At 67.0% G+C, this 24106-nt stretch carries 19 protein-coding genes and 1 tRNA gene; 4 read left to right on the top strand and 16 right to left on the bottom strand.

Annotated elements, in window-relative coordinates; translation table 11 throughout:
- The 10 genes from metH to ACE3TH_RS01905 are packed head-to-tail and all read right to left on the bottom strand — an operon-like array spanning position 1 to position 11704.
- A complete protein-coding gene (gene metH, locus ACE3TH_RS01950; RefSeq protein WP_374597104.1) occupies positions 1–2679 on the bottom strand; it encodes a methionine synthase in 2679 nt (892 codons plus the stop codon).
- Entirely contained in the window at positions 2667–2990 is a 324-nt protein-coding gene (locus ACE3TH_RS01945; RefSeq protein ID WP_374597113.1) for a hypothetical protein, read from the bottom strand. The genes metH and ACE3TH_RS01945 overlap by 13 nt, the downstream gene beginning before the upstream one ends.
- Entirely contained in the window at positions 2987–4054 is a 1068-nt protein-coding gene (locus ACE3TH_RS01940) for a homocysteine S-methyltransferase family protein (protein ID WP_374596810.1), read from the bottom strand. The genes ACE3TH_RS01945 and ACE3TH_RS01940 overlap by 4 nt, the downstream gene beginning before the upstream one ends.
- Positions 4051–5004, bottom strand: coding sequence for a methylenetetrahydrofolate reductase [NAD(P)H] (metF, locus tag ACE3TH_RS01935; RefSeq protein ID WP_374596808.1), 954 nt, complete (start codon positions 5002–5004; stop codon positions 4051–4053). The genes ACE3TH_RS01940 and metF overlap by 4 nt, the downstream gene beginning before the upstream one ends.
- Positions 5001–5963 carry an ArsR/SmtB family transcription factor gene (locus ACE3TH_RS01930; RefSeq protein WP_374596806.1) on the bottom strand — a complete coding sequence of 321 codons (963 nt, stop codon included), beginning with the start codon at positions 5961–5963 and terminating at the stop codon, positions 5001–5003. The genes metF and ACE3TH_RS01930 overlap by 4 nt, the downstream gene beginning before the upstream one ends.
- A 49-nt stretch (positions 5964–6012) precedes the next feature.
- A complete protein-coding gene (locus tag ACE3TH_RS01925) occupies positions 6013–6627 on the bottom strand; it encodes a DUF998 domain-containing protein (RefSeq protein ID WP_374596804.1) in 615 nt (204 codons plus the stop codon).
- A 55-nt stretch (positions 6628–6682) separates the two neighbouring features.
- Positions 6683–8020 (bottom strand): N-succinylarginine dihydrolase, encoded by a 1338-nt coding sequence (gene astB, locus ACE3TH_RS01920; protein ID WP_374596802.1) that lies wholly within the window; start codon positions 8018–8020, stop codon positions 6683–6685.
- Complete coding sequence (astD, locus tag ACE3TH_RS01915) at positions 8017–9435, bottom strand: succinylglutamate-semialdehyde dehydrogenase (protein ID WP_374596800.1); 1419 nt, start codon at positions 9433–9435, stop codon at positions 8017–8019. The genes astB and astD overlap by 4 nt, the downstream gene beginning before the upstream one ends.
- Before the next feature lie 8 nt (positions 9436–9443).
- Positions 9444–10451 (bottom strand): arginine N-succinyltransferase, encoded by a 1008-nt coding sequence (locus ACE3TH_RS01910; RefSeq protein ID WP_374596798.1) that lies wholly within the window; start codon positions 10449–10451, stop codon positions 9444–9446.
- Positions 10452–10453: 2 nt separating this feature from the next.
- Positions 10454–11704 carry a hydrolase gene (locus ACE3TH_RS01905; RefSeq protein ID WP_374596796.1) on the bottom strand — a complete coding sequence of 417 codons (1251 nt, stop codon included), beginning with the start codon at positions 11702–11704 and terminating at the stop codon, positions 10454–10456.
- A gap of 99 nt (positions 11705–11803) precedes the next feature.
- On the opposite strand from ACE3TH_RS01905, the gene ACE3TH_RS01900 reads away from it, so the two are divergent.
- Together ACE3TH_RS01900 and ACE3TH_RS01895 are read left to right on the top strand one after the other, a co-directional pair.
- Positions 11804–12322 carry a hypothetical protein gene (locus tag ACE3TH_RS01900; protein WP_374596794.1) on the top strand — a complete coding sequence of 173 codons (519 nt, stop codon included), beginning with the start codon at positions 11804–11806 and terminating at the stop codon, positions 12320–12322.
- 71 nt (positions 12323–12393) lie between these two features.
- Positions 12394–12924: a hypothetical protein gene (locus tag ACE3TH_RS01895; protein WP_374596792.1), complete on the top strand. Its 531-nt coding sequence runs from the start codon at positions 12394–12396 to the stop codon at positions 12922–12924.
- A gap of 6 nt (positions 12925–12930) precedes the next feature.
- On the opposite strand, the gene ACE3TH_RS01890 is transcribed toward ACE3TH_RS01895, so the two are convergent.
- The 3 genes from ACE3TH_RS01890 to ACE3TH_RS01880 all read right to left on the bottom strand — a co-directional run bounded on the left by ACE3TH_RS01890 (position 12931) and on the right by ACE3TH_RS01880 (position 19326).
- On the bottom strand, positions 12931–17175 hold the full coding sequence (locus ACE3TH_RS01890; RefSeq protein ID WP_374596790.1) for a translocation/assembly module TamB domain-containing protein: 4245 nt from the start codon (positions 17173–17175) through the stop codon (positions 12931–12933).
- Positions 17172–19004 (bottom strand): autotransporter assembly complex family protein, encoded by a 1833-nt coding sequence (locus ACE3TH_RS01885; protein WP_374596788.1) that lies wholly within the window; start codon positions 19002–19004, stop codon positions 17172–17174. Before ACE3TH_RS01885 ends, ACE3TH_RS01890 begins: the two co-directional genes overlap by 4 nt.
- 67 nt (positions 19005–19071) lie before the next feature.
- Positions 19072–19326 carry a hypothetical protein gene (locus ACE3TH_RS01880; RefSeq protein ID WP_374596786.1) on the bottom strand — a complete coding sequence of 85 codons (255 nt, stop codon included), beginning with the start codon at positions 19324–19326 and terminating at the stop codon, positions 19072–19074.
- 138 nt (positions 19327–19464) lie between these two features.
- Here ACE3TH_RS01880 and ACE3TH_RS01875 point away from each other — a divergent pair, with 138 nt between their 5' ends.
- Positions 19465–21198 carry an ATP-binding protein gene (locus ACE3TH_RS01875; protein WP_374596784.1) on the top strand — a complete coding sequence of 578 codons (1734 nt, stop codon included), beginning with the start codon at positions 19465–19467 and terminating at the stop codon, positions 21196–21198.
- Here ACE3TH_RS01875 and ACE3TH_RS01870 read toward each other — a convergent pair.
- Positions 21195–22280: a CaiB/BaiF CoA transferase family protein gene (locus tag ACE3TH_RS01870; protein ID WP_374597102.1), complete on the bottom strand. Its 1086-nt coding sequence runs from the start codon at positions 22278–22280 to the stop codon at positions 21195–21197. The two genes, ACE3TH_RS01875 and ACE3TH_RS01870, sit on opposite strands and share 4 nt — an antisense overlap.
- A gap of 111 nt (positions 22281–22391) precedes the next feature.
- Here ACE3TH_RS01870 and ACE3TH_RS01865 point away from each other — a divergent pair.
- Positions 22392–22468: transfer RNA gene (locus ACE3TH_RS01865), tRNA-Lys, on the top strand.
- 31 nt (positions 22469–22499) lie between these two features.
- On the opposite strand, the gene tgt is transcribed toward ACE3TH_RS01865, so the two are convergent.
- Entirely contained in the window at positions 22500–23612 is a 1113-nt protein-coding gene (tgt, locus tag ACE3TH_RS01860; RefSeq protein WP_374596782.1) for a tRNA guanosine(34) transglycosylase Tgt, read from the bottom strand.
- Complete coding sequence (locus tag ACE3TH_RS01855) at positions 23613–24080, bottom strand: hypothetical protein (RefSeq protein WP_374596780.1); 468 nt, start codon at positions 24078–24080, stop codon at positions 23613–23615.
- Positions 24081–24106 lie beyond the last annotated feature (26 nt).

Below are 24106 nucleotides of genomic sequence, written 5' to 3'. Positions count from 1 at the left end.
TCAGGCGGCCGCGTTCCGCCGCGCCGCATCCGGATCATAGTTCAGGATCGGGGCCAGCCAACGTTCGGCTGTCTCCAGATCCCAGCCCTTGCGCGCCGCATAGTCTTCGACCTGATCGCGGTCGATCTTGCCGACGCCGAAATAGTGGCTTTGCGGGTGCCCGAAGTAGAGGCCGGACACGGAAGCTGGAGGCGTCATGGCAAAGCTCTCGGTTAGGGCCATGCCGGCGTTGTTCCCCGCGTCCAGCAGGCGGAACAGGGTCGCCTTTTCCGTATGGTCGGGTTGGGCGGGATAGCCGGGAGCGGGGCGGATGCCCTGGTATTTCTCCTCGATCAGGTCCTGGATCGTGGCCGCCTCGTCGGGCGCATAGCCCCATAGCGTGGTCCGCACCTCCTTGTGCAGCCGCTCGGCGAAGGCTTCGGCCAGGCGGTCGGCGAGTGCGGTGCACATGATTGCGGAATAGTCGTCGCCCGCCGCCTTGAACTCGGCCGCCTTTTCCAGTTCGCCGTGGCCGGCGGTGACGGCGAAGGCTCCGATCCAGTCGTCGCCGGTGGGTGAGACGAAGTCCGACAAGGCGGCGTTGGGCTTGCCATTCGACTTGGCGATCTGCTGTCGCAGGGTGTTCAACCGGGCGATCTCCGTGGTCCGGGCCTCGTCCTCAAACACCACGATGTCGTCGCCCATCGCATTGGCGGGCCAGAAGCCGACGACACCCTTGGCCGTGAACCACCGTTCGTCGATGATGCGCTTCAGCATCGCCTGGGCGTCCTTGAACAGGTCCTTGGCCGCCTCGCCGACGATCTCGTCGTCCAGAATGTAGGGATAGCGGCCGATCAGCTCCCAGCTGGCGAAGAAGGGCGTCCAGTCAATATGCGCGGCCAGATCGGCCAGGTCCCACGCCTCGAACGCGCGTACCCCCGTGAAGCTCGGCGCGGCCGGGCGCGGCGCAGTCCAGTCGATGGCAACGGGGTTCTTCCGGGCATCGGCGATGGTCGTCCGCGCCTTGACCTCCTGGCCGCGCGCGTACTGCTCGCGGATGCGGATGTATTCGTCGCGCGTGGCGGCCTCGTTCTTCGTCTTCTCGGTCCTGGACAGGAGGCCCGAGACCACGCCCACGGCGCGGCTGGCGTCCACGACATAGGTGGTCGAGCCGCGGGCGTAGGCCGGTTCGATCTTCACCGCCGTGTGGGTCCGGCTGGTCGTCGCCCCGCCGATCAGCAGGGGGATGTCGAAACCCCGCCGCTCCATCTCGCGCGCCACGAACACCATCTCGTCCAGGCTGGGCGTGATCAGGCCCGACAGGCCGATGATGTCGACGTTGTGGGCCTTGGCCTCGTCCAGGATTCGGTCAGCCGGGACCATGACGCCCAGGTCGATGACTTCGTAGTTGTTACATTGCAGGACGACGCCGACGATGTTCTTGCCGATGTCGTGGACGTCGCCCTTGACGGTGGCCATCAGGATGCGGCCCGCCTGCTCGCGCGGCTTTCCGGCCTTTTCGGCTTCCATGAAGGGTTCTAGCCAGGCGACGGCCTGCTTCATCACGCGGGCGGATTTCACGACCTGCGGCAGGAACATCTTGCCCGCGCCGAACAGGTCGCCGACCACGTTCATCCCGTCCATCAGCGGACCTTCGATGACGTGCAGGGGGCGTTCGGCCCGGGCGCGCGCCTCTTCGGTGTCCGCCTCGATGAATTCGGTGATGCCGTGGACCAAGGCGTGCTCGATCCGCTTGCCGACGGGGGCCTGGCGCCAGGTCAGATCGACGACCCGACCCGCGCCCTTGTCGCCCTTGTAGTTGGGGGCGATGTCGACCAGCCGCTCGGTATTGGACACATTGGTCCGCTGCGGGCGGTTCAGGATCACGTCCTCGACGGCTTCCCTCAGGGTCGGGTCGATGTCGTCATAGACGGGCAGGTCGCCAGCGTTGACGATGCCCATGTCCATGCCCGCCTGGATGGCGTGATACAGGAACACACTGTGGATCGCGCGGCGCACCGGCTCGTTGCCGCGGAAGCTGAACGACACGTTCGACACGCCGCCCGAGACGCGCGCGTAGGGCAGGGTGCGCTTGATCTCGCGGGTCGCCTCGATGAAATCGACCGCGTAGTTGTCGTGCTCCTCGATCCCCGTCGCCACAGCGAAGATGTTGGGGTCGAAGATGATGTCCTCGGGCGGGAAGCCGACCTCGTCCACAAGGATGCGATAGGCGCGGGTGCAGATCTCGATCTTGCGCGCGGCAGTGTCGGCCTGACCCACCTCGTCGAAGGCCATGACCACGACGGCGGCGCCATAGCGCAGGCATTTGACCGCCTGTTCGCGGAACTCGGCCTCGCCCGCCTTCATCGAGATCGAGTTGACGATCGGCTTGCCCTGGACGCACTTCAGCCCCGCCTCGATCACCTCCCATTTGGAAGAGTCGATCATCACCGGCACGCGGGCGATGTCGGGCTCGGCCGCGATCAGGTTCAGGAAGGTGACCATGGCGGCCTGCGAATCCAGCAGGCCTTCGTCCATATTGATGTCAATGATCTGCGCCCCGGCCTCGACCTGTTGCCGGGCGATGGCCAGGGCGGCGGTATAGTCGCCCTCGACGATGAGCTTTTTGAACTTGGCCGAGCCGGTGACGTTGGTCCGCTCGCCGACGTTGATGAAGGTGGGACGCATCAGGCGGTCCAGACTCCGGAATAGCCGCGGGTCATAAGCTCTATGTGAACTTCCGGAGACGCCACTTGGGCTCGCCCGGCAAGAACCGCGTCGCATACGGCCAATAAGAAATCGGCGTCTGCGGTCGAGCAGACGGAGCGGTCTTCGATGCAGAGATATCCGCAGGCCACCGACACGAACTCTCTACGACCGGAGATTTCGAGGGTTCCAGCCGGAGCCGGCATGAAAATTTCTGCATACCCGTCTGGCTCAAGTCGCACAGATGCGTGGTCGTTGGCCAAAGACTCAACCGCCGCCCAGAACTCATCAACGGCTTTGCTCACGCCAGCATCTCGAACGGTTCGAGCCCCGACAGCCGCAGCGCCACCGGCCGCTCCGGGATGACGCGCGTCGCCACCCCCGCCACCTCTTCGGCCACATGCCGGATGTGCTCCGGCGTGGTGCCGCAGCAGCCGCCGACAATGTTGACGAGGCCCGCGCGCGCCCACTCCTCGATGAAGTGGGCCGTCTCATGCGGCTGCTCGTCGTACTGGCCCATGGCGTTGGGCAGGCCGGCGTTGGGATAGGCGGCGACCAGGGTGTCGGCGACGCGGGCGAGCTCGGCGATGAAGGGTCGCATCAGATCGGCACCGAGCGCGCAGTTGAAGCCCACGGCGAAGGGTTTGGCGTGGCGCACGCTGTTCCAGAAGGCCTCGGCCGTCTGACCCGACAGGGTCCGCCCCGAACGGTCGGTGATGGTGCCCGAGATCCAGATGGGCAGGGGCTCCTGACCCTCGTCCTCCAGATCCTTGATCGCCTTCAGACAGGCCTTGCAGTTCAGCGTGTCGGTGATGGTCTCGATCAGATACAGGTGCACGCCGCCCTCATTCAGGGCCTGCACCTGATGGCGATAGGCCTCATAGACCTGATCGAAGGTGACGCTGCGCGCGCCCGGATCGTTCACGTCCGAAGACATCGACAGCATCTTGTTCAGCGGCCCGATAGCCCCGGCGGCGAAGCGGGGCTTGTGTGGCTCCTTTTCCGTCCAGCGATCGGCGGCGGCGCGGGCCAGCCGTGCCCCCTCCAGATTGATGGCCCAGACGGCGTCGGCATCCAGCGCATAGTCCTCTTGCGCGATGGTGGTGCCGGAGAAGGTATTGGTCTCCGAGATGTCGGCCCCGGCGGCGAAATACTGATCGTGCAGGTCGCTGACAATGTCCGGGCGGGTGAGGCACAGGATGTCGTTATTGCCCTTCATCTGCCCCGTGTGGCCCGCGAAGCGCTCGCCGCGGAAGTCGGCCTCTGTCAGGTCTTGACGCTGGATCATCACGCCCCAAGAGCCATCGAGCACGAGGATGCGCTCGCGGGCGGCGGCGTGGAGGGCGGAGATGCGGTCGGCGCGGGTCATGCCGTCAACGCCTGTTCCTTGACGCCCAGGACCCGGCAGATGGCATAGACCAGGTCGGCGCGGTTCAGGGTGTAGAAGTGGAAGTCGGAAAAGCCCTCTTCCTGCAGCCGCGCGCAGGTCTCGGCCGCGACGGAGGCGGCGATCAGCTTGCGGGTCTCCGGGTCGTCGTCCAGGCCCTCGAAATGGGCGGCCAGCCAGTCGGGCACGGCGGCGCCACAGGCCGCGCTCATCCGTTTCAGGCCATTGAAATTGGTCACGGGCATGATGCCGGGGATGATGGGAATGGCGACGCCCGCAGCCTGCACCCGGTCGCGGAAGCGCAGGAAGGCGTCGATGTCGAAGAAGAACTGGCTGATGGCGCGGGTCGCGCCGGCATCAACCTTGGCTTTCAGAACCGTGATGTCATGGTCGATGGATCCGCTCTCCGGATGGCCCTCGGGATAGCAGCCGACGGTGATCTCGAACCCGCCCTTGGCCGCGAGGGCGGCGGTGAGCTCGGTAGCATTGGCGTAACCGTCCGTATACGGAACATAGGCTCCGCCGATGCCGTCGGTGCCCGGCGGATCGCCGCGCAGGGCCACGATGTGGCGTACGCCCGAGGCCTTGTAGCCGTCGATGACGGCGTCGACCTCCGCCCGGCTAGCCTCGACGCAGGTCAGGTGAGCGGCAGGCGTCAGATCGGTCTCGGCCAGGATGCGCTGGACCGTGCGGTGCGTCCGCTCGCGTGTCGAGCCGCCCGCGCCATAGGTCACGGAAACGAAGTCCGGCTTCAGCGGGGCCAGCCGGGTCACCGCCTTCCACAGGGTGGCCTCAGCCTCGTCGGATTTGGGCGGGAAGAATTCAAACGAGACGCGGGGGCGTGACCGGTCCTGACCGGCGCGGGCCACCGGCCCCAGCGGCGACAGCAGCAGGGCGCGGGCCTCGGCCAGATTGAGGCCGGCGGCGGTCATGCGGCCCTCGCATCGGTCTGCGGCTCGCGCTCTGCGGTCCAGATGCAGACGGTCAGGCCGTCGGTGTCGGGTGGCAGGACGATCGGGGCGGCGGGGGTCAGGCCGGCCTCGGCCAGCCAGCGCCGCATCTCCTCGTCGGCAAAGCCCAAGCGGCGGTGCTGATGCTCTTCGCGCAACTGCTCGATCTGATGGAGGGCGAAATCGACGATCAGCAGACGACCGCCGGGTGCCACCAGGCGCGCCGCCTCGGCCACCGCGGCGGCGGGATCGGCAAGGTAATGCAGCACCTGATGGACCAGCACGCGGTCGGCACTCTGGGCGGGCAGGCGGGTAGCGAAAATATCGCCGTGGCGCAGTTCAACCTTGTCCAGACCCGCGCGGGTCACATTGGCACGGGCGATGTTGAGCATGTTGTGGCTGAGGTCCAGCCCGACCGACATCCGGGCCTGTTTGCCAAGCAGGGTGAGCATCCGGCCCGAGCCGGTGCCCAGATCGACGACACGCTCGAACGGCCCGTCGCCCGCCGCCTTCAGAATCGCGGCCTCTACGGCGGACTCACAGACATAGAGCGAGCGGATGCGGTCCCACTGTGGGGCGATACGCTCGAAATAGGCACCGGCGGCCACCTCGCGCTCGCGGCGGACGTCTTCCAGACGGCGGTCGTCTGCGGCCCCCGCCTCGTCGTCCAGAAGGTCGAGAATGGTGTCGATCAGGCGGCGGGCGAGGGGGTCGGACGACAGGCGGTAGAAGACGCGGGCTCCGTCCGGAAAGCGCTCGATCAGGCCGGCGTCGGTCATGAGCTTGAGGTGGCGAGACACGCGAGGCTGGCTCTGATCCAGAATGCCGGACAGCTCCATAACAGAAAGCTCTTCGCCCGAGAGCAGCGACAGCACCCGCAGGCGGGTCGGCTCGCCCGCAGCGCGCAGGGCCTCGATGGTCTGGTCGGCGGTCAGCGTCATATAATCATATAAGGATATCCTTATATGATTTGGCAAGCCGTTTTTGCGGTTACGACAGTGGCTTCCGGAGGCGTGCAATGGCGATCATGATGGCGATGGTCCATGTGGCGAAGGCCGCTTCGAGCAGGCGCTGGGCGGCACCGTGCCATGGAAACTCCGGTCCGATGATCGGGATCATCAGGGCGGCGACCGTGCCGCAGGCCAGGCCGAGCGGAAACAGCCCGCGACTGCCGGGCCAGCCCCTGGATGCGATCGCAAGGACGAAAACGCCGGCGATGCCGAGCAGATAGCCCAGACCCCCGAGCAGTTCGTGCAGCATGCCAGACGCACTGGCCCCCTCGACGGCGCACTCGAAATCGCAGGGAAACACACCGCCGAAGACCAGGCCGGCACCATTGAGGGCGCACAGGATGAAGCCGATCAGGGCCAGCGGGCTGCGCAGGAAGACGGCGGCGCACAACAGCCAGAAGGCCGCGAGCAGCAGGCCCGACACGATGAAGGCCGTGCTGACCCAGGCCCCGGTGGCTGTGCCGCGTGCCCCCATTTCGCTGACGTACTGGCTGAGAGGATCATAGCCCGGATAGCCGAAGGGGGCTGCGATGATGACGACGGCCAGGGTCAGCAGGCTGGCCGTGCCGCACAGGATCGTCAGTTTACGCAGCATATGGGCCCCTCCGTCGCCGTCACGCTAGACGACCGCGAGGCCCAAGGCCAACTGCTCAGGTCCGCTGGAACGGGTAGAAGCCGCTACCGAGAGACAGAATGCCGGTCAGTTCGTCCAGCGCCCGGCGGCTTTCATCCAGCAAGGCGGGATCGGCCAGGTCGGCGGGGGTCAGGGTGTCGCGGTAGTGGGTGTTGCCCCACTGGCTGAGCCGCGCATGCAGGGTGTCGGTCAGGCGCATGGACGGATTGGTCGCAGCCTGTTCCGCCTCGGTGAGCACGACGCGCAGACGCAGGCAGGCCGGGCCGCCGCCGTTGCGCATCGACTGGCGCACGTCGACGTATTCCACCCGGCCGATGGGGCCGTTGGACGCGGTCAGGCCCTGGGCCACCGCATGACTGCGGGCGTTGTCGCGAGTCTCGGTAGGGCAGATCAGCGTCAGGCGGTCTTCGCCCGGCAGCGACACCAGCATGGAGTTGAACAGATAGCTTGAGATGGCGTCGGCGAGGGAGAGGTCGGCGGACGAGACTTCCACAAATATGGGGTCGAACCCGGTGGCCGCCGCGCGGATGGCGGCGTGGGTGCCCGCCGTGTCCTCGAAGGCCAGGTCATGGTGGAACAGGGTGTCGAGGGCACCGACGCAGACGACGTCGTTGTGGAAGGTGCCGCCCGCGATGGCGGCTCGGGATTGACGGGCCAGGACGGCACCGGACGCGCCGTGGCGGCGGGCGATGGCTTCGGACGCCTCGCGCGTCTGGCGCGCAGGGTAGGGGCCGGACCAGGGCTCATAGGCCTCGCGGCCCCAGACCAGCAGGTTGACGCCCGGCTGGCCGTGCTCGGCGCACAGGCGCACGTGGTTGGCGGCCCCCTCGTCCGCCAGATGGGCGACGGGGGGCAGGGCGTCGTGGATGGCAAAGCGCGTCGGATCCGGGAAGAGGGCGTTGAGAGCCGCTTGCGTCTGCCGATGCTCCAGCGAGCGGTGCAGATTGGTAACCAGATTGGCGGGGGTGAAATGCACCCGGCCATCAGCGCTGTCGGCGCTCGGCGTCACCGTCGCGGCATTGGCGGCCCACATGGGACTGGCCGAACAGGCGGCCGCGGCGAAGCTGGGCGCGTCCTTCCAGGCCTGTTCCAGCACGCGGGCGTCGATGCCGGTAAAGCCCAGGCTGCGCAGGAAGGCGATGTCGGGTCGCTCGTGCGGCGGCAGGACGTATTGCGGCAGGCCCAGGTCCGCCAGCCGCTTCATCTTGTCGAGGCCCTGCAAAACGGCGGCACGCGGGTTGGACGCCTCGCCCTTGTTCAGGCTGGAGGCCAGGTTGCCCGGCGACAGGCCCGCATAGGAATGGGTCGGGCCGATCAGGCCGTCGGCATTGGCTTCGACGGCGTGAGCTTTCATGCCTGCAAGCCCTTGATCTCACTCTCGATGTTCCTGACCGCCTCGGCCTCGAAGCTGGCGACGGGATAGGCACAGTAGTCGGCGGCGTAATAGGCGCTGGGGCGGTGGTTGCCACTGGCTCCCAGACCGCCGAAGGGCATGTCGCCGGCGGCACCGGTGGTCGGGCGGTTGAAGTTGACGACGCCCGCGCGGATGCGGCGGATGAAGGTCTGCCAGTTGGCCGGATCGTCGCTGACCAGACCGGCGCTGAGGCCATAGCGGGTGGCGTTAGCCTGTTGCACCGCTTCGTCGAAGCTGGCGACGCGGGTCACCGACAGGAAGGGCGCAAACATCTCCTCATCGGGCACGTCGACACCGGTGACGTCGATGATGGCGGGTTTGACGAAGGCACCGGGCAGATTGCCGACGGGGCCGGAGGCGCGAATGACCCTGGCCCCTGCATCGATCCGCTCTTGCAGGGCGGCCAGCGCAGCGGCCGCGGCCTTTTCGGAGATCAGCGGTCCGGCATAGGGCTCAGGCGCGCTGTTCCACGGCGCGAACAGCAGACGGTCGCTGAGGGCGGCGACGGCCTCGACGATGGCGTCGCCAGCTGCGCCCTGCGGCACGATCAGGCGGCGCGCGCAGGAGCAGCGCTGGCCCGTGGTGATGAAGGCGGACTGGACGACGATGCCGGCGACAGCTTGCGCATCCGCGGCGTCCCAGACCACCAGCGGATTGTTGCCGCCCAGCTCCAGCGCCAGGATGACGTGTGGATCGTCCGCGAACTTGCGCCGGAAGTGCGCACCGGCCGAACCGGAGCCGGTGAACATCAGGGCGTCGATGCCGCTGTCCAGCAGGGCGGCACCCGTATCGCGTCCGCCCTGGACCACATTGACCACGCCGGTCGGCAGGTCGGCGGCCTCGAACGCCTCGGCCATCAACTGGCCGGTCAGGGGGGTTTCCTCCGATGGCTTGAACACGACCGTGTCGCCGGCCAGCAGGGCCGGGACGATATGGCCGTTGGGCAGATGGCCGGGGAAGTTGAACGGACCGAGCACCGCCGCCACCCCGTGCGGGCGGTGGCGCAGGGTGGCGTGACCGAAGGCGGTGTCGGCGGTGCGTTCACCTGTCCGCTCGTCATAGGCGCGGATGGAGATGTCGACCTTGCCCTGCATGGCCGTGACTTCGGTCTGGGTTTCCCACAAGGCCTTGCCGGTCTCGCGACTGATGGCCTCTGCGATCTGGGGCGCGCGGTCCGTCAACACGGCCTGATAGCGTTTGACGGCGTCGATGCGATCCTGACGCGGACGGTCCGCCCAGTCCGGGAAGGCGGCGCGGGCGCGGTCGGTTGCGGCCTGAACCTCGGACGCGGAGGCCGCAGCGCCTTCCCAGATGGTGTCGCCGGTGGCGGGGTCGATGGACTGGAAGCGGGTCATTGGATCACTCAGGATTTCACGCGAACCACATCGCCAGCCCGGACCTTCAGGGCGTCGGCGGTCTCGCGGTTCAGGGTGGCGGTCTCGCCTTCGATATTCGCCCGCTGGCGCACGGCCCGGAAGTCGGCGACGCTGTCGGTCGAGATGAGGGCGGGGAGTTCGGCCTCGACCTCTTCCGCGATATCGACGGTAAGACGGCGGGCGTCGCGCACGGTCCGGATATTGTCGCGTCCGCAGGCCACGGTTGGGCCGGCATCGAAGATGTCGACCAGTCCATTGGGGCGAAACCCTTCGCTTTCGAGCAGAGCCATGGCGGGCACCCCTTGCGGATGCACCTTGCCGATCACGGCGCGTGCGGGTTCGGGCAGCAGTTCGATGTAGATCGGGTGGCGCGGGGCCAGGTCCAGGATGAATTGCTTGTCGGTCGAGCCGGTCATGCGATCGGCTTCATCGAACTCCATCGGGAAGAATTTGTGCGCCACATGGTCCCAGAAGGGGCAGGCCCCATCGGGCGTGAAGACGCCGCGCAGCTCGGCCAGGACGTTCTCGCTGAAGAGCTCCGGCTCGGCACCGATCAGCATGTAGCGCGACTGGCTGAGCAGGCGGCCCGCGCCGCCCTTGCGCCGGTCGGCCTTCAGGAACAGGGAGCCGACCTCGGTCCAGCCGGTACATTCGTTGACCAGGACCAGGGTCTTTTGTTCCAGCTTGATACCCAGTGAGGGCGAGGACTGGGCGTTGTTGACGACGCGAAAGCTGAAGAAGGGTCGGTTCAGTCCGACCGCAGCCTTTACCGACCCGATGCCGTCGACGTCACCCGTCTCGGATTCCTCCAGCATCAGGGTGTACCAGCGTTGCTGAGCATCGATGCGGCCTGCGAAGCTGTCGCGGCTGAGGTCCAGACGTTCGACCAGCTGGTCCGGATCCTCGGGCAGGCTGGTGAAGCCGGGGCCGGACAAGATGGCCAGTTCCAGCAGGTGATCGAGATCGGCAGGCCCGGCGGGGCGAACGACGAGCATGGTTACATCGTCTCCAGACGCAAGGATTTCAGTTTCAGCGCATCGATCTCGCCCGACGCGATCTTGCACAGGATCAGGGCGGACAACTGGGCGCGTTCGACGAAGCTCGCGGGCCAGGCGAACTCCTGATCCGAATGGATATCACCGCCACGGACACCGAGGGTATCGATGTTGGGTAGGCCTGCAGCATGCAGGTTGTTGCCTTCGCAGACGCCGCCTGACGGCTTCCAGGCGATAGTCTGGCCCAGCAGGGAGCCGGTATCGCGCACGGCCTCGAACAGGGCGGTCTGGCTGGCATCCATCGGCTTGGGCGCGCGTGTCATGCCGCCATGCAGGTCCAGAGTCAGGCCGGGGAAGGGCGGCTCGGTCGCGATCTGCTGCACCGTCTCGGATATCCAGGCGGAGGATTGAGCATCGGGGACACGGACGTTGAAGCGCACGACGGCATTGTCTGCCACGACATTCAGCGCGCCGCCGCCGCTGATCTTCGCGACATTGACCGTGACGCCCTCGCGCTGGCTGTTCAGCTCATGCAGGCGGGCGGCGATGATGGCGGCCCCGGCCACGGCATTGGCCCCTTCGTGGAAGGCGCGGCCCGCATGGGCGGCCTTGCCGGTGACGATCAGGTGATAGTTGCCGCTGCCCTTGCGCGCCCCGGCCAGTGTGCCGTCGGCGAGCGCCGGCTCATACGTCATGCCGACATGCCCGCGCGCGCCCAACTCGGCCAACAGTGGGGCGGAGGCGGGCGAGCCGATCTCCTCGTCCGGGGACAACAGCACGGTCCAGCCGACATTGGCCTTGTCCGGATGGGTTTCGAACGCCTCCAGCGCCGCCAGCATGACGGAAATGCCGCCCTTCATGTCTGCGATGCCGGGGCCGTTCAGGGTGCCGTCGGGACGGGTAGTCACGGTCTGGAACGTGCTCTCGGCCGGAAAGACGGTGTCATAGTGACCGGTCAGGACGACCTGGATCGGGGCGGTGGGGCGTTGGGTGATCTTCAGAGCGTCGGCATGGGCCTCCTGCCGCACCGTGCCGTCGTCGCCGATGCTGGTCGAGGGCGTGGTGGCGATGCGTTCGCAGGTCGCGTTGAGCGAGCGCGCCTCTGCCTCCAGCCGCACGAGGACGGCCTCCAGCCCGACAGCGTTTCGGCTGCCGGAGTTCAGGTTGGACCAGTCGATGGCCCGCTGGACGATGGCCTGGCCTCGCGCCGCGACATGGTCGAGCACGGCCTGATCTGTCGGCAGAATCCGCATGGCGCGGACCCTAGACGCGCGATGTCCAAAGGTGAAGGCTGGCGGCGGTTTCTATTGGCGGCGTCACGGGCTAGGCTGACGGTCAGGGGAGCGTGCCGCATGAATGACTGGATCCGGACTCTTGGCCCGACGGCCGGGCTGAAGACCGAGGCGCAAGCCCTGTCGGCCGCGCGGGCCAGCTCCATAGGCATGGTGCTGGGTGCCGCTCGGGATGCGGTGCTGGCTTGGTACACGGCCACCGCGGGGGCCGAGGCCACGCGACTGGCCGTTGATCAGATGACCCGACGTCCCGAAAGCGTCGAACAGATGCAGGCGGCGACGCAGATCGGACTGGCGGTCACCGGGGCGCTGGTGGTTTTGCAGCTGATTCTGGCGGTGGTCCACTGGCGCAAGCCGACCAGTCTGCTGCCCCTGGTCTTCCTGATGCTGGTGGTCTGGGCGCTGGGCACGGCCGCTCTCGCTCTGATCTATGCAGCGGGCGGGCAGCAGACGAGCGGCCAGCCGACAGGGTTGATCCTGCTGACGCTGATCCTCATGACGGTTGCGGCCATCCTGCACGCGACGGCGATCCGCGGAGCCGGTCGCCTGGCCGAGCTGCGCAAGCTGGGGGCGGGCTGAGCCGCAAACGCCGCTTTCGTCTGTAATCAAAGCCGGGCTAGGGTCGGGGCCTCATTACCTGGGAGGAAAGAATGAGTCTTATCGCATCAATGAATCCGACGGCCCCGATCAATACCCGACCGGAAGCCATCGCCGCGGCCCGTGCCAGCGCCATTGCCATCTTCATCGGCGTAGCCTGGGGCATCGTCGGTGTGATCTATCTGGCGACGGCCGGTTCCGCCGTCATGGAAGCGGCCCTGGCCGACGCTGCGGCTCAGAACCCTGATGCAGCCGGGATGTCCGGCATGGCAGGACTGATGACCGGAGCGGCCATCGGCACCGGCATCGTCATCGTCATCGTTCAGCTGGTGCTGGGTCTGGTCCAGTGGTTCAAGCCCAACATCGTGATCCCGATCCTGTTCACGGTGCTGGTGGTCTATGGCATCGGCTCCACCCTGCTGGGTCTGACGATGGTCAATGACCAAGTCGCGGGCGCGAACCCGATGTGGTTCACGGTGCTGGGCCTCGTCGTTCTGGTTGTGGAACTGGTTCTGCACATCGCGGGCATCCGCGGCGCGAATGCGCTGAACAAGATGAACAAGGCCGAACAAGCCGCTTATTGATCTGACCTAACGACCCTGACGGTTCTGGCGCCGGTCCTCTGGATCGGTGCCGGGCTGCCGGGTCTGGCGACGCCAGCGGATCGACAGGCTGGCACCTTCACCGCCGAACTTGGTGCTGACCGTCAGATTGCGGCGCACCTGCCATTCCAGATTGACCGCCGCGCCATTGTCGCCGCCGCCGATCACTTCCAGATACAGATCGTCCGTCAGATAGCGCCCGCCCGCGATGGTCAGGCCGGACGCTTCGCCGCCGAACGACAGCCGATCCAAACCGGCCAGTTCGCGCAGATTTCCGATCACATCAAATCCGCCGCCGCCCGCCAGCGATGCCACGCCGGCCGCCAGTTGCGCCGCCTCGAACCCCGACAACTGCGACGCCGAACGCCCGAACAGCACCTGGGAGAGGATTTCGTCCTGGGGCAGGGCGGGGTTGGAGGTCAGGCTGATCTCCGGCCGCGCCGCCGTGCCCGTGACACGGATGGTGGCGGTGATGGCCGGGTCCTCGCGCGTCGCCGACAGGTTCAGGCGAATCTGTTCCGGATTGGTCGACAGGCTGACCGTGCCGCGCGGATCGAAGATGAAGCGCTTGCCGGCGAAGTCGTAGTCGCCGCGCACGACGCGGGCCGTACCGGTCAACTGGGGCTGGGCGATCGTGCCGCGCACGCGGGCGTTGACGTTCATTTCGACGTTGAGGCCGCGACCAACCACGCGGACATCGCCGCCGGGCGATCGTATGGCGATGTCCAGCCCGATCTGGGGACCTCGAGGACGATCGGCTGTATCGATCTCTTCGGCATTGCCGCCGGGCTTGTTGATCTCGACCACATCCATGCGGACGATGCCGTTGGAGCCTGGCGGATTGGCCTCGATCCGGGCCTCGTCGATATCGATCTGGCCGGTCAGCTGGATGTTGCCGTCGGCACCGCGCACGACCGTCAGCGGCCCTGAGGCGCGCGCCTCGGCGATGTCGTTGTCGATGATGCGGAAGCGGGTCAGGGCCAGTTCGAAGTTGGAGCCAGAACCCTGACGCAGGCCGACACGGCCACTGCCCGACACCGTACCGCCCGATCCGTCATTGGCCGTGAAAGTCTCGACCAGGGCGGTGGTGTCGTCGAAGCGCGTAGCCAGTGTCAGACCGGCCAGACGCAGGCCCGTGCCATTGTCGCGGAACGCGCCCTGCTGCACATCGAGCCGACCGTTGATGCGCGGTGCATTCAGGGTGCCGGCCAGGGTGGCGTTGGCGTTCACCTGGCCGGACAGCGAGCGCTCTCCGCCAAGGAACAGATCCCAGATCGGCTGAATCTGACCCTGGATCGCCACCGTGCCGCTCATCGGACGGGTGCGGGCGATGGCGAGGCGCAGCGGGGCGGCCGAGGCTTCGACTGGCAGGGTGACGTCGGCGGTGGCGGACACAGCCCCGTTGTCGCGGGCGTCCGCCTGGATGCGCAGGGTGTTGTTGACCAGCATGGCATTGACCGTGCCGTCGACGGCCAGGCCTCGCGGAGCGTCGATGCTGCGGATATTCTCCAGCGCCACATTGGCCGAGCCGGACAGGTCGTCGCCCGCGCCGCGCAGGGACAGACGGCCCGTGACGCGGCCCCGAAGGTCCGGTGACAGGGAGCCCAACTCCACACTGGTCAGATTGGCCTCGATCACGGCCGCGCGGGAATCCCGACGCATTTCGCCGGTCAGGACGCCGCCGCCGACATTCAAATCCACGCGCGCCACCTGTCCATCGCCGGACAGGGCGAAGACGGCGGGGTTGCGTGTGGTGAAGTCGATCTCGCGCGCACTGCCCGAGCCGTTCAGCACGATGGTCTGGGCCACACCCTGGCGGGAATAGACCCCCGTGCCGTTGAAGGCGGCGGGCGTGCCGCCCCCGACATCGGCCACGACGGTGAAGGGTAGGCGCTCCAGCGTGCCGCGTCCGTTCAGGTCGATGCGGCGCAGGACCCAGGACTGGCCCGCCAGCCGGATGTTGGCCCCGGTGACATCGACGATGGCGGTATCATCGCCCGCGCCCTCGGTCAGGCGAACGCGACCCTCGGCCGTGCCGGACGCGAGGAAGGCTCCGGGCCGGGCCGTGAAGGCCAGATCCGCGCTGGAGGGCAGGTTGTTGGACAGGGCGATCGCCCCCTGCGCCGTCACTCCGCCGGCATCCAGATCGACATTGGTCAGCCGGATCTGCGGGCCGCCCAGATAGAAGTTTCCACTGGCGCGGGCGGGGCCATAGTTCGACTGGGCGGTGATGGCGATGCTGCCGTCGGACGCATCGGCGCCCTTGCGGAAGGTCAGCGCCAGATTGGCCTGGGTCAGGTCCAGAGGCCCGGCGGCGATGCGGTCGAACCGCGCCTTCAAGTCCGCCCGCGGTTGGGCCAGTGTGCCGGTCAGGGCCCCGTCGCCGGTCATGGCTCCATCGATCGCGACCGGGCCGACACCGAACGGGCCGCGCGCATTCCAGTCGAGGGCGAGCCGCAGCTGGCCGTTGCCCTCGATCAGGCCGCGCGCATTGGCATTGGCCTGGGCCCCCGTCAGGGCCGCACGCTGAATGGAAATGCGCCCGCCGTCCAGGCCGCCGGTCAGTTGTAGGCGCGGGGTGCGGCCCAGCAGACGATCCAGCTCGTCCTGGCCGGTGAACAGTCCGCGCCCGCGTCCGTCGAAGGTCAGGCTCCAGGGGGCACCGGTGCGGCGCATGGCGGCGGTGATCGGCCCACCGAACGCGCCGCGCGCGCCGGGCTGGATGCGCGAGGCGTCGGTGATCGTCGCATTGCCGCGGAAGCTGAGTCCGCCCAGCAGGTTGCGTCCGCCCGAGCCCGAGACCTTCAGGCCCTGACCGTCGGCCTCGATCCGCTGCAGCAGGATCGCGCCATCGGGCAGGCGCGCGGCCTGGAACCGCACGCGAGGCTGCGGTCCCAGCAGGCCACCGACGATACCTGCGGTCGAGCCCCCGGCGGCGCGGATTTCGCCGTCCGCATCGAACCGGCCTTTGCTGGAGCGGATATTGAGCGGGCCGGCGATGCGCCGGACCTGATAGCTGGAGAGATTGGCATTCAGCAGATCGACCGACCCATCCAGAGTCCAGGCCGCGCCATCGCCCTTGAACACAGCGGTATAGGCGGCGGGTCCAGCAACAGGTGTTCCGGCCAGTCGGGTGAGGGACGGGGTCGCCACCTCGATGCGGATGCCGTCGGGCGTGCTGCGGTCCGCCTTGCGCATCATGCCCGATGCGGTGGAGTTCAGGTTCTCGGACACCAGACGCCAGCCTACGCCTTGCAGGCCATCGTTGTCGTGGTCCGGGCGCACGACCAGACCGAACCGCGCCGTCCGGCCCACCCGATCCACGAAGGGCTGCAGCAGGTCCGAGCCGGAGAAGTCGGCGTAGCCGGCGATTCGCGTCTGGTCCTTGCCATAGGTGCCGCGGATAGTCAGGGGCGTGAAGGTGCCGGTGCGCACCACCACATTGACGACTTCGCCATTGACGATGCCGACGGCGTTGAACGGCTGGTCCGGCGAATAGCCCAGAGCTCCGGCCAGCGGGCCACCCTCGGACTCATTAGCCTGAACGTTCAGGCGGATGTCGGCCAGTTCGTCGCCCATCTTGCCGCTCAGGCGCAGGAAGTCGCCGGGGCGGGTGTTGCTGAAGGCGTTGATAGTGGCGGTCTTGTCGCCGACGCGGGGCAGGCCCAGCGCCCCGTCCAGCTTCCAACGGCCATACTCCTGGCTGAAGCCCTCTAGCAGTTCGATATTGGCCGCGAACCGGTCGATGTCGACGGAGATGGGCTGCTGGCCCGGCGGATTGGTGGAGGCCTCGACCTCGGGTCGGCGAATCAGGCGGACGACCTCGGCCTCGATGTTGGTCGCGTGGAAACGCCGCGCGACCAGGGGCCAGAAGCTCCAGTCCACTCGGACCTTGCGGGCCTCCAGCCAGACACCCTTGGCGTCGGTAATGGTAACGCGGCGGATGGTGAAGTCGTCAAACAGATCGCCCTCGACGCCCTCGACCCGGATCTCGCCGTAGTTGCCGATACGCTTGCCCTCGACGAAGCTGGTGACCAGTTCTCGGCCGGGCCCGGACAGCAGATACATCCGCCCGCCGACCAGACCGACCACCAGCAGGCCCAGCAGGACGGCGAAACCGATGCCGCCGAAGAAAGCGAGGGCCTGCAGGCGCGTGCGTTTGTGCTTCGCCTTGACGGCAGGCGTCTCAGGCTTGTCTTCGGGCGCGTCTGTGGGGGGCGGGGCGTCGGTCAAAACGCCTGACCCAGACTGACATAGACCTGGAAGCTGGGGTCGCCTTCGCGCTTGTCCAGCGGAATGGCGACGTCGGCGCGAATGGGGCCGAAAGGCAGCAGATAACGAACGCCGACGCCGGCGGCATAGCGCATGGCGCTGAAATCCGGGGTTTCGTCAAAGCCGACCGCGCCCGCATCGACAAAGGCCACGCCTTGGAAGCTGCCGAAGACCTTGCGGCGGACCTCAAGTGAGGTCTCGAACAGGCTCAGACCGCCGCGCGGCGTATTGTCGGGCAGGCGAGGGCCCACACCCTGGTACTCATAGCCCCGCACCGAACCGCCGCCGCCGGAGTAGAACAGCCGGTCGGCCGGTACGGTCAGCTCTTCGCCGCCGATGATGGAGCCCAGCTTGACGCGCCCGGCCAGCACGGTTTTGGCCTCCTGAAACGGCAGGTATCCCGACACCTCGCCCTCGGTTCGAAGGAACAGAACCGTATCCTCGCCCGCCACTGCCGTGGGTTGAGCCGAGGCGGTGACACGCCAGCCGCTGGTGGGGTTGAGCGGGTCGTTCGACCGATCCCAGTAGAAGCTGCCACGTCCGGTCAGAATCACCAGATCACGGGTCAGGCGGATCGGGGCCTGGGTCACGGGGTCGAAGCGGTTCTCATCATACTGACCGCCGTCGAGCCCGATGCCATAGCTGTAGTAGGAGGTCTTTCCGACCCGCTGGCGGATGTCGGCCGCCAGAACTAACGCGGTCCGGCGGTAGGCCTCGGTATTTTCGTACACCGCCGCCGTTTCCAGACGCAGCGTCTGGCTGGGCCTGCGCCAATGGGGAAGGCTAAGCGTGGCTCCGATCCGGCTGTCGATTTCGGCCAGGCGGGCCTGCCAGATTAGGGTGTCGGCCCGACCGAAGCGATTGTACCAGGTCCAGGTGCCCTCGATCGCCGAGCCGCCGGTGTTGGAAGGGGCGGCACCCGCCCGGCCCGCCGTGACGATCGCCTCGGCGGTCGACAGTGTGATGGCGGCTTCCAAAGTCCTGGCCGGTCTGTCCCGCAGGGTGACAACGACAGGCCGGGTGCCGTCGGCCAGCGTCTGATCCGCAGGCGACAGGGCCACCCCGACGCCGTCATAGACGCCGGTTTCCGTCAGCCGTCGCTCCAGCTCGGCGACCTGTTCGGGATCATAGACGTCGCCTGCGGTCCAGGGGGCGAGCCCCGCGACCCAGTCCGGGTTGGTCGGCCCGCGCGTCCGAAGCTGAATGCCGTCCAGCCGGACCAGCGGCCCACTGTCGATGTTGAAATTGGGTGTGACGGTATAGTTCGCGTGGTTGACCACCACCCGGCGACGCCCTGCCTCGGCGTCGGCATAGCCCCGGCGGGTCAGACCGGCGACGATACGCCCCTCGGCGGCCAGCACGTCGACCGCACGACCGGGATCGCCGGTCGTAAGCCCCACTTCGCCGCGGACGGCGGTGTCCGTCGCCTGATCGGGCGGCGGCAGGGTCCAGTTCAGACCATAGTCCGCCAGCAGGAAACGTGGGCCCGGCGTGACCTCGATGATGGCGACGGGTGTGTCCTCACCCTCGACCTGATCGACCAGCGTCGGCTGGTAATACCCCTCGGATCGCAGCAGGGCCTCGGCCGATTCCATCGCCGCACGGGCGCGGCGGCGGGCCTCGAAACGGTTGGACGGCGGCTCGTCCACGTCGCCCACGGCCCGCATCAGCTGCGCCCGCAACTCTCCATCCAGCTCGCCGCGGATCTGGGCGCGCGGCTCAGCTTGTGCAGCTGTCGCCAGCGCCAGAAAGCCCGCCGTACTCATCAGGAACAGGGCTTTGTGGCTCAAACGGAAACTCGGGCTGGTCGTGAGTGGTGCCTCCTATCCAGCCGTTTCGTGGCCGGGATGGGGCAGATCAGTAGAAAAGCGTTTCGCTCTCGGGCTGTACGGATTCTTCCGACGAACGTTGCTCGGGCGGCAAGGTGTCGACGGGCGGCGCTGAGGGCAGGGCGACCGGATCGGTAGCGGGCACAGCAGTGTCTTCGGCGGCCGGCGCTTCCGGTGCCTCCTCGACGACGACGGCAGGGGCTTCCCTGACCGGCTCGGGCTCATCGCAGGCGGCCAGCGTTCCGGCGCCGATCAGCGCAAATGTTAGGAACAGGCGTTTCACGAATATCTTCTCCCCGAACTCATCCAGCGAACGTGCTGATGTCGTTACAGTTCCATAGCCGCGATTATCGTCTTGGTCACCACTGACGGAAACCAATCCTTTCACGTTTGGTGTGACAACGTTCGCTCGGAGGGAACGATGACGACCACAGCCTATGCCAAGGTCGCGCAGGTGCGGTACCGGGAGCTCAAGACCCGGATCGCCCTGGCCGCCTTCATCGGCCTGACGGCCTGGACCGTGACGCCGACGATCTGGCCGATCATCTGGTTTGCGGCCATGCTGGTGACCCAAGCGCTGGATTGGGTGGTCTTCACGCGATATCGCCGCAACCCGGACTGGGCGCCGGATCGCGGCTATCTGGTCATCTCCTGCCTGACGACCTTCCTGGGCGTGACCGTCTACGCGGGCCTGACCGCCTATATGTGGTTCTACGGCGGCGAGACGGGGCGGATCTTCGCCATGATCCAGTGTGCGGGCGGCCTGCTGCATGTCAGCCTCCATATGCATCACGCGCGCGCCATTCTGATCTCGGCCGTCGTGCCCCACAGTCTGTATTTCCTGGGCTTGCCACTCTATCAGGCGGCACAGAGCGGTCGCTGGCAGGATCTGCTCGTTCCGATCGGCGGCCTGCTCTATATGAGCCATCTGGTTGTCGCCGTACGCCAGAGCTCCAGCACCACCCGCGAGATGCAGGAAGCGCGCGACGCCGCCCTCGATGCCCGCGGCAAGGCCGAGGTCGCTAATGCGGCCAAGTCGGACTTTCTGGCGGTCGTCAGCCACGAAATCCGCACCCCGATGAACGCCGTCATTTCTGCAGCCAATCTGCTGAAACAGACTCCGCTCGATACCCGTCAAGCCGAGCATGTCGACATGTTGATCGACGCCGGCGACGTCCTGATGGGCTTGCTGAACGACGTCCTGGACGTGTCCAAGATCGAGGCCGGCAAGATGGAGTTGGAGACGGCCGACATGGTTGTGCGGGATCGCCTGACGGCGCTGGGCCGTCTGTGGGAGCCGCGAGCCGAGGCCAACAATGTGCGTCTGGCCTGGAGAATCGCGCCCGAGGTGCCGCAGGCGGTGCGGACCGATCCGCTGCGCTTCCAGCAGATATTGTTCAACCTGATGTCCAATGCGGTGAAGTTCACGCGTGATGGCGACATTTTGGTCAAGGTCGACTGGATCGACGGCGTCATGACCGTGGCCGTGACCGACAGCGGTTGCGGGATACCGGCGGACCGGCTGGAGCATGTGTTCAACAGCTTCGAACAGGCCGACGCGGGGACGACCCGGCGCTATGGCGGCACGGGCTTGGGCCTTTCGATCAGCCGCAAGCTGGCCGAGGTCATGGGCGGGTCGCTGATCGTGGCCAGTGTCGAAGGCGAAGGCTCGACCTTCACCCTCAACCTGCCGATGACTGTCGTGGCAGTGGTTTGCGACCAGGCCCAGCAAGACACAGTCGACCCATCCGTCCTCGCCAACCGCTCGATTCTGGCCGCAGACGACCACCCGGTGAACCGACGCATCCTGGCCTTGCTGCTGGAGCCCTACGGCTGTCGCCTGACGCTGGTCGAAGATGGTGCCCAGGCGGTGGAGCGGGCAACGAAGGAACCCTTCGACGCCATTCTGATGGACATGCAGATGCCGGTGATGGATGGACTGGAGGCCAGCCGCCACATTCGTCGAGATGGCCCCAACCTCGAGACACCGGTCATTGCCCTGACCGCCAATGCCATGGATACGCATCGCGCAGCCTGGCACGCGGTGGGGGTCCACGCCTTCCTGACAAAGCCGATCAACCCGGCCCTTCTGGCCGTGACCCTGGCCGAAGCCTGCCGTCAGGCGCGGGCCGACGAGGTGGTCGAGGCGGCTTAAATTCCGGACCAGTCGCTGATGGCGTCGTCAAGCGACACAGTTGGGGGCTGGGTGACAATGTCGAGACTATTCGAACCAAACCGGGGGGCCGGCGCGGGCTGAGGCGGAGCGCCCGCAAACGTGCCGCGTGCGACGTTGTGCGGATGTTCAGCAGCCTCGGCCAGGGACAGTACCGGCGTCACGCAGGCCTCCGTCCCGGCAAAATGCGCGGCCCAGTCGTCGCGGTCGCGCGTCGCAAACAGCGCTTCAAAGCGCTGGTGCAGGACAGGCCAACTGACCATGTCGAACTGGGGCGCGTCCTCCGCCGCCAGGCCCAGACCCGCGATTAGGGCCGCGTAAAAGCGTGGTTCCAGCGCCCCCACCGCCACATGACCGCCGTCGCGGCAGGCGTAGCAGCGATAAAAGGGGGCACCGCCATCCAGCAGATTTCTGGCCCGCGTCTCGCTCCACAGTCCCCGTGAAGACAGGGCCGAGAACAGGCTCATCAGCAAGGCCGAGCCGTCGGTCATGGCGGCATCTACGACGCGGCCTTTGCCGGTGCGCTGCGCGTCCAACAGTCCGGCCAGAACGCCGGTGACCAGCATCATGGCTCCGCCCCCATAGTCGCCCACCAGGTTCAGCGGCGCACGGGGCGGGCGATCCGGCTCGCCCATGGCATGCAAAGCTCCGGACAGGGCGATGTAGTTGATGTCGTGGCCGACCTGATCGGCCATCGGCCCGGTCTGGCCCCAGCCGGTCACGCGCCCGAAGACGATGCGGGGATTGCGCGCGGCACAGATATCCGGTCCCAGACCCAATCGCTCCATCACGCCGGGCCGGAAGCCTTCGATCAAAGCGTCGGCACCCGCGATCAGGTCAAGGATGCGGGCATGGTCTTCTGGGTTCTTCAGATTGACTTCCACTGCCGCCCGACCGCGATGCAGCACCTCGCCTCCTACCTCGGCGAATACGGCCGAGCCCGCAGATGCGCTGCGGGTCAGGCGCAGGATCTCCGCCCCCAAATCGGCCAGGACCATGCCGGCGAAGGTGACGGGCCCCAGGCCGTCGAACTCGAGGATGCGCACACCGGACAGAGGTTTCATGATCTTTGAGTAGCCGTCCGGCCCCTGAACGTCGAGCCAGCCCTTGACCCGGCGCGGCCGATGCACCAGAAGGCGCGTCGCTGGTGACGCAAGCGCGTCCGGCGGCGATGTGCGTCCTTAGCTCAGTTGGTTAGAGCATCTGACTTTTAATCAGAGGGTCCTCGGTTCGAGCCCGAGAGGACGTACCATCACCATTTCCCACGATCGCTGAAGACCGCGTCAGTTGCTGACGTGGCGCGCGTGGAAGTCGCGGCGGAAGGCCTCGAACCGGCCGTGCAGGATGGCCTCGCGCATCGCCGCCGTCAGGGCCTGATAGAAGGCGATGTTGTGCCAGCTCAGCAGGACCTTGCCGAGAATCTCGTCCGCCCGGATCAGATGGTGCAGATAGGCCTTTGAGTATTGGCTGGACGCCGGGCAGGGGATGTCGGCATCCAGCGGATCCTGATCTTCGGCAAAGCGCGCGTTCTTGAGGTTCAGCGGGCCATCCCAGGTCCAGGCCTGGCCGTGACGACCGGCGCGGGTCGGCAGGACGCAGTCGAACATGTCCACCCCGCGATACACGGCCTCGACCAGATCGATGGGCTTGCCCACGCCCATCAGATAGCGGGGGCGGTCGGCGGGCAGCATTTCGGGCGCATAGTCCAGCACCTCGCACATGGCCTGATGGCCCTCGCCCACGGCCAGGCCGCCGATCGCATAGCCGTCGAAGCCGATCTCCTGCAGCTGTTCGGATGACTGGCGACGCAGGTCCTCGAAGGTGGAGCCCTGCTGGATGCCGAACAAGCCTTGGGTTTCGCGCGTTCCAAAGCGGGCCTTGGACCGCGCGCCCCAGCGGATCGACAACTCCATGGCCTTGCGGGCCGCGTCCTTCTCGGCCGGATAGGCGACGCACTGGTCCAACTGCATCGAGATGTCGGCACCGATCCGGTCGGCCTGGATTTCGATCGACCGCTCGGGCGTCAGGACGTGTTTGGAGCCGTCGATGTGGCTGGAGAAGGTCACGGCCTCCTCCTTGACCTTGGAGATGCCAGCCAGGGACATGACTTGAAAGCCACCGCTGTCGGTCAGGATTGGCTTGTTCCAGCCCATGAATTTGTGAAGCCCGCCGAGGCGCTCCATCCGCTCCGGCCCGGGACGCAGCATCAGGTGATAGGTGTTCCCCAGCAGGATGTCGGCCCCGGTCTGTCTGACCTGATCTACGGTCATGGCCTTGACCGTAGCGGCGGTGCCGACGGGCATGAAGGCGGGGGTGCGGATGTCTCCGCGCGCGGTCTTGAGCACGCCGGTACGGGCGCGGCCCTCGGTGGCGGCGATCTCGAAGGGGAAGGGCATCTAGCGGATCAGTCTTTCCAGCGCCTCGGCGCGCTGCAGGTCTTTGGGACGGCCGAACAGACGGGCCATGGCGATCTGTTCTTCGACGGTCGGGATGTAGACGGTCGCCTCGCCGACAGTGACGGGCAGGCGGGTGTGGAACTGCACCGGCACCCAGTCGCCCCCGTCGCGGATGTCCATATCCGCCATGATCTCCAGCGGCACGGGCGTGGTCAGGATGCGGCCAAACACGCGCGAGCGGAACACGCCTTCGCCCAGATCGGGCACGGCCTCGCCGCCCAGCGTCTCCAGCAGAATGCGGGCGTCGCGCGGACTGGTCAGTATGTCGATGTCGGGCACATGCAGCCCCTCCAGTCCGGCCAGGGCCATGGCCGTGCCGCCGAACACCCACCAGGGATCGCGCAGGGCAGGGGCGGCGGAGGCGACGGTCTCCAGCGAAGTGGTCAGGGGCGTGGGCAGGTCCAGCATGGACCGGAGGCGTTAGCGCGTTTGGG

This window comes from Brevundimonas sp. (assembly GCF_041919755.1).
GTDB lineage: Bacteria > Pseudomonadota > Alphaproteobacteria > Caulobacterales > Caulobacteraceae > Brevundimonas.
The sequence above is the reverse complement of the archived record's forward strand: the minus strand, read 5'-3'. Positions and strand labels throughout refer to the sequence as shown.